General features: G+C 71.4%; 8 protein-coding genes. 6 read left to right on the top strand and 2 right to left on the bottom strand.

What is annotated here, in order from left to right:
• The 3 genes from UK12_RS31070 to UK12_RS31060 form a co-directional block, all read left to right on the top strand.
• Positions 1-239: vitamin B12 dependent-methionine synthase activation domain-containing protein (locus UK12_RS31070; RefSeq protein WP_045306549.1), on the top strand; the 239-nt coding region annotated here is incomplete at its 5' end.
• Between the two features lie 134 nt (positions 240-373).
• Positions 374-1078, top strand: coding sequence for an HAD family hydrolase (locus tag UK12_RS31065; protein WP_045306548.1), 705 nt, complete (start codon positions 374-376; stop codon positions 1076-1078).
• 439 nt (positions 1079-1517) lie between these two features.
• Positions 1518-3134, top strand: coding sequence for an ABC transporter substrate-binding protein (locus tag UK12_RS31060; protein ID WP_045306547.1), 1617 nt, complete (start codon positions 1518-1520; stop codon positions 3132-3134).
• A gap of 82 nt (positions 3135-3216) precedes the next feature.
• On the opposite strand, the gene UK12_RS31055 is transcribed toward UK12_RS31060, so the two are convergent.
• Entirely contained in the window at positions 3217-3888 is a 672-nt protein-coding gene (locus UK12_RS31055) for a response regulator (protein ID WP_045306546.1), read from the bottom strand.
• A complete protein-coding gene (locus tag UK12_RS31050) occupies positions 3889-4830 on the bottom strand; it encodes a RecB family exonuclease (RefSeq protein WP_045306545.1) in 942 nt (313 codons plus the stop codon). It lies immediately after the preceding gene.
• Between the two features lie 234 nt (positions 4831-5064).
• Between UK12_RS31050 and UK12_RS31045 the strand changes: the two genes are divergently transcribed.
• The 3 genes from UK12_RS31045 to UK12_RS31035 form a co-directional block, all read left to right on the top strand.
• Positions 5065-6282, top strand: a complete 1218-nt coding sequence (locus UK12_RS31045) for a site-2 protease family protein (RefSeq protein ID WP_045306544.1) — start codon at positions 5065-5067, stop codon at positions 6280-6282.
• 90 nt (positions 6283-6372) lie between these two features.
• Positions 6373-7329, top strand: a complete 957-nt coding sequence (locus UK12_RS31040) for a tRNA (adenine-N1)-methyltransferase (RefSeq protein WP_045306543.1) — start codon at positions 6373-6375, stop codon at positions 7327-7329.
• Between the two features lie 310 nt (positions 7330-7639).
• Positions 7640-7998 (top strand): hypothetical protein (locus UK12_RS31035; RefSeq protein ID WP_197085316.1); only part of this gene is annotated, 359 nt, incomplete at its 3' end.

The raw sequence follows: 7998 nt of genomic DNA, 5'->3' as shown, positions 1-7998 counted from the left end.
TCGGCGACGAGGACCCGCAGGACGTCCGCGACATGTTCGCCCTGAAGTACCGGGGTGCCCGTTTCTCGCTCGGCTACGGGGCCTGCCCGGAGCTGGAGGACCGGGCCAAGATCGCCGAGCTGCTGCGGCCGGAGCGGATCGGGGTGGTGCTCTCCGAGGAGTTCCAGCTCCACCCGGAGCAGTCCACCGACGCGATCGTGATCCACCACCCCGAGGCCAAGTACTTCAACGCACGGTAACCCGGGAGCTGCGATCCGTTCGCTCCATTTCGGCGAGCGGGGCGTATCCTGGATCATCCTGAACGGGCCGGTCCGCTCATTAGCGGGCCGGCCTGTGCCATCTCCAGGTTCCCTGGACGGAAGGACCTCCCGCCATGACCACCATCTCGACCGCCACCACGGGACTCGACCGCACCGACGGTCAGGGCCTCCAGGCGGTGCTGCTGGACATGGACGGGACCCTGGTGGACACCGAGGACTTCTGGTGGCAGGCCGAGTTCTCGCTCTTCGCCGAGCTGGGCCACGAGCTCACCGACGCGGACCGGGCCCGGGTGGTCGGCGGTCCGATGAGCCGGGTGATCGACTACCTGCTGGCCCGGACGGGGGTGGACCTGGCCCCGGCCGACCTCACCGTGCTGATCAACCAGCGCTTCGTGGACCTGCTGGCGGGCGGCGTCCCGCTGATGCCCGGCGCCGAACGGCTGCTCAACACCCTGAACGCGCACGGTATCCCGGCGGCCCTGGTGTCGGCCTCGCAGCGGCACATCATCGACATCGTGCTGCAGAGTCTGGGCGCCCAGCACTTCGCGTTCTCGATCGCGGGCGACGAGGTCGCCAGGACCAAGCCGTACCCCGACCCCTACCTGGCCGCCGTCGCCCGGCTCGGCGCCGAGCCCGGCCGCTGCGTGGTGGTCGAGGACGCACCGCTCGGCGTGGAGGCGGGGCTGGCCGCGGGCTGCCCGGTCATCGCGGTGCCCTCGGTCGCGCCGATCGAGCCCGGCCCGGGGCGTACGGTGCTGAGCTCGCTGGAGCAGGTCGATCTGGAGCTGCTGCGCTCGGTGGTCGCCGCCCGGGTCTGAGGCCGGGGCCGGGCAACCGGTCTGAGTGAGCGTCAGATCGGTGCAAAGTCCGCCCGCCGCGTTCCGCACCTGTCCGCAGTGTGAGATTGGTCTCGTGCTGATGTGGCATTTCAGTGGTACATCGTTGGATAAATCGGGCATTTGTTGACAACTCGTCGGCTGGTGAACACCGGCCGGCCGCACGGTGTTCACCGGGCCTGGCGATGGGCGTAATTCGGACATTGTTCGATGTGGCACGCTACATCTCGACCAGTGTCCGCACGAACGGCTGTCCCAGAATTTCCCGCCGCACCGCCGCACCGCCGCCGTCGAACGGGTGATCCCGTCGATGTCCCGGCCGTGCGGTCGTAGGTACTTGCAGGCGCCCGCCATACCCCGGCGCGCCGCGTGGCAGCCACCGGCACCCACGGCCGGCCCGCAGGAGAAGGAACGTATCCGCATGACCTCAGCCAATCGACTGGCCGTGCTCGGCTGTGCCGTACTGGTAGCCACCACGGCGGCGGGCTGCGCCTCGGCCACCAAAGCCGTCTCCGGCGGCTCCGCGAGCGGCCCGATCACGATGGGCACGGTCAACACCACCACCGTGCTCGACCCGGCCGGTGCGTACGACTCGGGTTCCTGGCTGCTGTTCAACAACGTCTTCCAGTCGCTGCTGAAGTTCCCCGAGGGTGCCACCTCGCCGCAGCCGGACGCAGCGAAGTCCTGCTCCTTCACCGGGTCGGACGCGCTCACCTACGAGTGCACCCTGCGCGACGGGCTGAAGTTCTCCAACGGGCATTCGCTGACCAACGAGGACGTGGTGTTCTCGGTGCAGCGCATGCTGAAGATCAAGGACGCCAACGGTCCGGCCACGCTGCTCTCCACCGTCAAGTCGGTGGAGGCCAAGGGCGACGCGGGTGTGGTCTTCCACCTGAAGACCCCGGACGCGGTGCTCCCGGCCAAGCTGGCCTCGGCCGCCGGGTCCATCGTGGACCACCAGGTCTTCCCCGCCGACCAGTTGCTGCCGAACGACAAGGTCGTCGGCTCCGGGCCGTACAAGATCGACTCGGTCGAGAACATGACGGGCAGCGACAGCCACGCCCTGGGCAAGGTCACCCTCTCCGCCAACAGTCAGTTCAGCGGCGATGCCAAGCCGCAGAACAACAAGTTCGTGGTGCGCTTCTACGACAAGGCGGAGGACATCAAGGCGGCCCTGGACAAGGGCGACCTCGACCTGGTCGACAACAACAGCCTCGACCCGACCGTGGCCGCCAAGCTCCAGAGCGACCAGCTGGCGGGCAAGGGCGACTTCAAGGTGGCCGAGGGGGACAGCGGCGAGAGCCGGTTCCTGGCCTTCAACACCAAGGACTCCACGGTCAGCAACAAGGCCGTACGGCAGGCGGTGGCCCAGCTGGTGGACCGCAAGGCGCTCGCCGGCACCGTGTACGCGCAGACCGTCCAGCCGCTCTACTCGCTCGTCCCGGCCGGGATCACCGGGCACAGCACCGCCTTCTTCGACAAGTACCGCGACCCGGACGTCGCCAAGGCGAAGCGGTACCTCGCCGACGGCAAGGTCCAGACCCCGGTCCCGATCAAGCTGAACATCGCCTCGTCCCGCAGCCGCGCCGGCGACCGCGAGATCAACGAGATCAAGAAGGAACTGGAGGACGGCGGCCTGTTCCAGGTGACCCTCCAGCAGGAGAACGACTTCAAGAAGTACCAGGAGGGCTGGAGCGCCGGCGCCTACCAGGCCTACCTGGTGAGCTGGACCCCCGACTACCCGGACCCGGACGACTTCATCAGCCCGCTGCTGGTCGACGGCGGCGTCTTCCACACCGGCTGGGACGACCCGAAGATCTCGCAGCAGCTGGTGCCGGACGGCATCAAGCAGACCGACCGCACGGCGGGCGGCAACTACGCGCAGATCCAGAACATGGTCGCGGACTCGGCGCCGCTGATCCCGCTGTTCCAGAGCAAGTCGTTCTACGTCTCGCGCAACAACATCACCGGTGTGGAGAACACCGTGGACACCACGGGCGTCTTCCGCTTCTGGGACATCGGCCGCATCAAGAAGTAAGACCGGCCGGTACGACGAAGGACGGTCCTCCCCCCAGCTTGGGGGAGGACCGTCCTTCGTCGTACCGGCGGGAGGCCGCGGGTCAGAGTGCGCCGGGCCGCACCAGGCCGCTCTCGTACGCGTACACCGCCGCCTGGACCCGGTCGCGCAGCTGGAGCTTGGTCAGCACATGGCCGACGTGGGTCTTCACGGTGGTCTCGCTGACGAACAGCTCGCCGGCGATCTCGGCGTTGGACAGCCCCCGGGCGACCAGTTTGAGCACCTCCACCTCGCGCTCGGTCAGCGCGGTCAGCGCCTGCGGCGGCGCCTCGTCGCCGGACGGCAGCTTGGTGGCGTACATGTCCAGCAGGCGGCGGGTGATGCTCGGGGCCAGCATCGCGGCGCCGTCCGCGACCACCCGGATCGCCTGTACCAGCTCCTCGGCCGGGACGTCCTTCAGCAGGAAGCCGCTGGCGCCCGCGCGCAGCGCCTCCACCACGTACTCGTCCAGGTCGAAGGTGGTCAGCACCAGCACCTTGACCGGGCCGTCCCGGCCGGGGCCGGCGATCCGGCGGGTGGCCTCCACGCCGTCCATCCGGGGCATCCGGATGTCCATCAGCACCACGTCGGGCTGGAGCGCCCTCACCTGCTCCAGCGCCTGCTGACCGTCCCCTGCCTCGCCGACCACCACCAGGTCGGACTCGGCCTCCAGAATCATCCGGAAACCGGTGCGCAGCAGTGGCTGGTCGTCCACCAGCAGCACTCGGATCGTCACCTACGACTCCTTGTTGCTTTCGTCGCTCTTGGGCTCGTCTGGTCCTGCCGGTCGGGCGGGCTCGGTGGGGCCGTCGGGGCCCGCCTGGACCGGCAGCGGGTACGGCGGGGGAGTGCCGCCGAACTCCGGGCAGCTTGCCTGATGGTCGCACCAGTCGCACAGCCGATTTCGGGTGGCCGGGAAGCGGCCGGTCGCCACCGCGCCGGAGATCGCCTCCCAGAGCGCCTCCAACTTCCGCTCCACCGCCAGCAGATCGGCCTCGTCCGGGTCGTACGTGACCACGTCGCCGCCACCGCCCAGGTACACCAGCTGGAGCCGCCTGGGGATGACGCCCTTCCAGCGCCACACCACCAGGGCGTAGAACTTCATCTGGAACATGGCCTTGCCCTCGAAGTCCCGGGAGGGCGCCCGGCCGGTCTTGTAGTCCACCAGCCGGACCTCGCCGGTCGGCGCCACGTCGACCCGGTCGATGTAGCCGCGCAGCAGCAGGCCGGAGCCCAGCACCGTCTCCACGTACAGCTCGCGCTCCGCGGGGTGCAGCCGGGTCGGGTCCTCCAGCCGGAACCACTGCCCCAGCAGCTTCTCCGCGTCGCCCAGCCAGCGCGCCACCGCGCTGCCGTCCTCGTCGCCGGGGAACAGCTCGGCGAGCTCCGGGCGCTCGGTGAGCAGCCGCTGCCACTGCGGGTGCAGCAGGCTCAGTGCGCGCTCCGGGGTCCGCTCGGCCGGGGGGTGGTCGAAGAGGCGCTCCAGCACCGCGTGCACCACCGTGCCACGGGTCGCGGCCGGACTCGGCGGCTCGGGAAGCCGGTCGATCACCCGCAGCCGGTAGAGCAGCGGGCAGGTCATGAAATCGCCCGCCCGGGACGGGGACAGCCCCGTCGGCGCCGCGGCCTGCCGGGGTACGGCGGGCGCGGTGGTCTGGGCGCTGTCGGTCTGGTGCATACCCCGACCCTATTGCCCCCCGCTCACATACCGCTGCCAAGTCGCTGCCACGAGCCCCGCCGGGGCACCGCGCGGAGCCGGTCTCCGGCGCGCAGGAGGGGCACGCGCACACCGTCTGCCGTGGGCACGGTGCGGGTATGAGGTCGGTAGGAGGGGCGCACGGGGATTTCCGGCGGAGATCACGTAGCGTGGGCGCACAGTGGGGGGACGGACGGACCTATCGAAGGGGCCACGGTGAGTGACACCAGGGGGCAGCAGACCTCCGCGCAGCCGCCGACCGACGGGAGCGGCAAGCCCGGCGGACCCGAGCGGCCCGGCGGCATCCTGATGGGACGCCCGTTCGGCGTGCCGATCTACGTCACACCGTCCTGGTTCGTCGTCGCCGCGCTGATCACCTGGATCTTCGGCGGCCAGCTCTCCACCGTCCTGCCCGAACTGGGCGGCACCCGCTACCTGGTGTCGCTGTCCTTCGCGATCGCCTTCTACGGCTCGGTGCTGGTGCACGAGTTGGCGCACACCCTGGTCGCGCTGCGGTACCGGCTCGGTGTCCGCCGGATCCAGCTCCAGTTCTTCGGCGGCGTCTCGGAGATCGAGAAGGAGGCCGAGAGCCCGGCCCGCGAGTTCTGGCTGGCCTCCGTCGGACCGCTGCTCTCGCTGGTGCTCGGCGGCCTGTTCTACCTGGCCCTGATGGCGGTCGAACCGGCCACCGTGCCCGGCGTGCTGCTGGCGGGGCTGATGGTGAGCAACCTGGTGGTGGCCGCGTTCAACCTGCTGCCCGGACTGCCGCTGGACGGCGGCCGGATGCTGCGCGCCGTGGTCTGGGGCATCACCGGCCGTCCGATGACCGGCACGGTGGCCGCCGCCTGGGTCGGCCGGGCGCTCGCCCTGGTGGTGCTCTTCGGCCTGCCGATGGTCGCCGCCTCGCGCGGGGTGGACCGGACGACGACCGACAGCCTGATCGACGGTGCGCTCGCCGCCGTCCTCGCCGTGATCATCTGGAACGGCGCGAGCGGCGCCGTCCGCAACGCCAGGCTGCGGGAGGCGCTGCCCGACCTGCGGATCGGCGAGCTGGCCCGCCGCGCGGTCGAGGTCGCCGCCGACACCCCGCTGGGCGAGGCGCTGCGGCGGGCCCGCGAGGCCGAGGCAGGCGCGGTCGTGGTGGTGGACGGCCGGGGCGAACCCACCGCACTGGTCAAGGAGTCCGCGGTACGGGCCGTGCCGGAGCACCGCCGCCCCTGGGTGGCGGTCGGTCCGCTCGCCCGCACCCTGGAACCCGGCCTCCGCCTGAGCCTGGACCTGAGCGGTGAGGAACTGCTGACCGCGCTGCGGCGCACCCCCGCCAGCGAGTACCTGGTGGTCCGCGCGGACGGCAGCGCGTACGGGGTGCTGGCGCTCTCCGACATCGAGCGCCGCCTCACCGCCGCCGTCGCGGGCCGTCCGGCCGCTCCCTGAGGCCCCGCCCGGCCCCGGGACGGCCGGCTCCGGAGGGCTGTGGTGATCACGTGGTCGGCGGAGCGTTCCGGTTCCCTTAGGATTGTCCGCATGTCCGAACCGACCGGTGCCACCCGCCGACGCGGGCCCTTCCAGGTCGGGGACCAGGTCCAGCTGACCGACCCCAAGGGCCGCCACTACACGTTCACGCTCCAGGCCGGGAACCAGTTCCACACCCACAAGGGTGCGTTCCCCCACGACGAGCTGATCGGCGCCCCCGAGGGCACTGTCGTGCGCACCACGGGCAACGTCCCGTATCTCGCGCTGCGCCCCCTGCTCCCCGACTACGTCCTGTCCATGCCGCGCGGCGCCGCCGTGATCTACCCCAAGGACGCGGGGCAGATCCTGGCGATGGCCGACATCTTCGCGGGCGCCCGCGTGATCGAGGCCGGCGTCGGGTCGGGTGCGCTCAGCACCTACCTGCTGCGCGCGGTCGGCGACACCGGCCTGCTCGCCTCCTACGAGCGCCGCCAGGACTTCGCGGACATCGCCAAGGGCAATGTCGAGCGCTACTTCGGCGGCCCCCACCCGGCCTGGAAGCTCACCGTGGGCGACCTCCAGGACAACCTGGTGGAGACCGAGGTCGACCGGGTCATTCTCGACATGCTCGCCCCCTGGGAGTGCCTGGACGTCGCCTCCAAGGCGCTCGTCCCCGGCGGTCTGATCTGCTGCTACGTGGCCACCACCACCCAGCTGTCGCGGACCGTCGAGGCACTGCGCGAGCACGGCACCTTCACCGAGCCGCAGTCCTGGGAGACCATGGTCCGCACCTGGCACGTGGAGGGCCTGGCGGTCCGCCCGGACCACCGCATGATCGGTCACACCGGCTTCCTGCTGACCTCGCGCCGGCTCGCGGACGGCGTCGAGCCGCCGTTGCGCCGCCGCCGCCCCGCCAAGGGCGCGTACGGCGAGGACTACGACAGCGGCGCCGCGGAGCCGAGCCTGCAGGAACGTGCCGCCGCCCGCAAGGCCGCCCGCGACACCGACGAGCAGCCCGACCTCGGCTGACCCGGGCCACCGGGCGGCGAAGCGTCCTCGGGGGCGCGGGGAACCGAGCGGAACGGAAGACCCGGTGCGGTACGCCGCCACCGGCGAGCGGGGAACGCCGCCCACCGAGAGGTCGGGCGGCGTCCTGCGCCGATCGCCTTCGGCTGAAGGCAGTTGTCCTCCGGTCCGCGCAGTTCCCCGCGCCCCCTTGTCAGTTGTCCGGTCGCCGCCGGTGCGCCGGGTCCGAGGCGAGTGCTCCCCGCGTGCAACGGAGTACGCCGGCATGTGGGACGATGCTGCCTCACACCACCACCGTGGAGGGGACTGCCCGGTGCAGGAAGCAGACGAGACGGTGCGCCGGATCCCGGCGGACGACCGGACCGGCCATCCCACTCATGCCGGGCCCCGGCACTGGGCGTTGGTCGCAGCGGCCTGCGCCGCCGTCGTGGGGGGCACCCTGGTCGCCGCCCCGGCCCAGGGCCGCCCGACCCCGAGTCCGTCCGGCCGGTCGGCCGAGGCGCTGACGGCGGCCGCGGCACCGGATCCGGCCAAGGCCCAACTGCCCATGGACTGCGGGCCGTTCCCGGTCAAGGTCGGGCTCAGCTTCGGCGCCAGGCTGGACGGCGTGCCGAGCACGGTGGCCACCGCCCACTGCGCGGCCCCGGCCGGCACCCCGAGCGACGCGGTCTT

This window comes from Saccharothrix sp. ST-888 (assembly GCF_000955975.1).
GTDB lineage: Bacteria > Actinomycetota > Actinomycetes > Streptomycetales > Streptomycetaceae > Kitasatospora.
The sequence above is the reverse complement of the archived record's forward strand: the minus strand, read 5'-3'. Positions and strand labels throughout refer to the sequence as shown.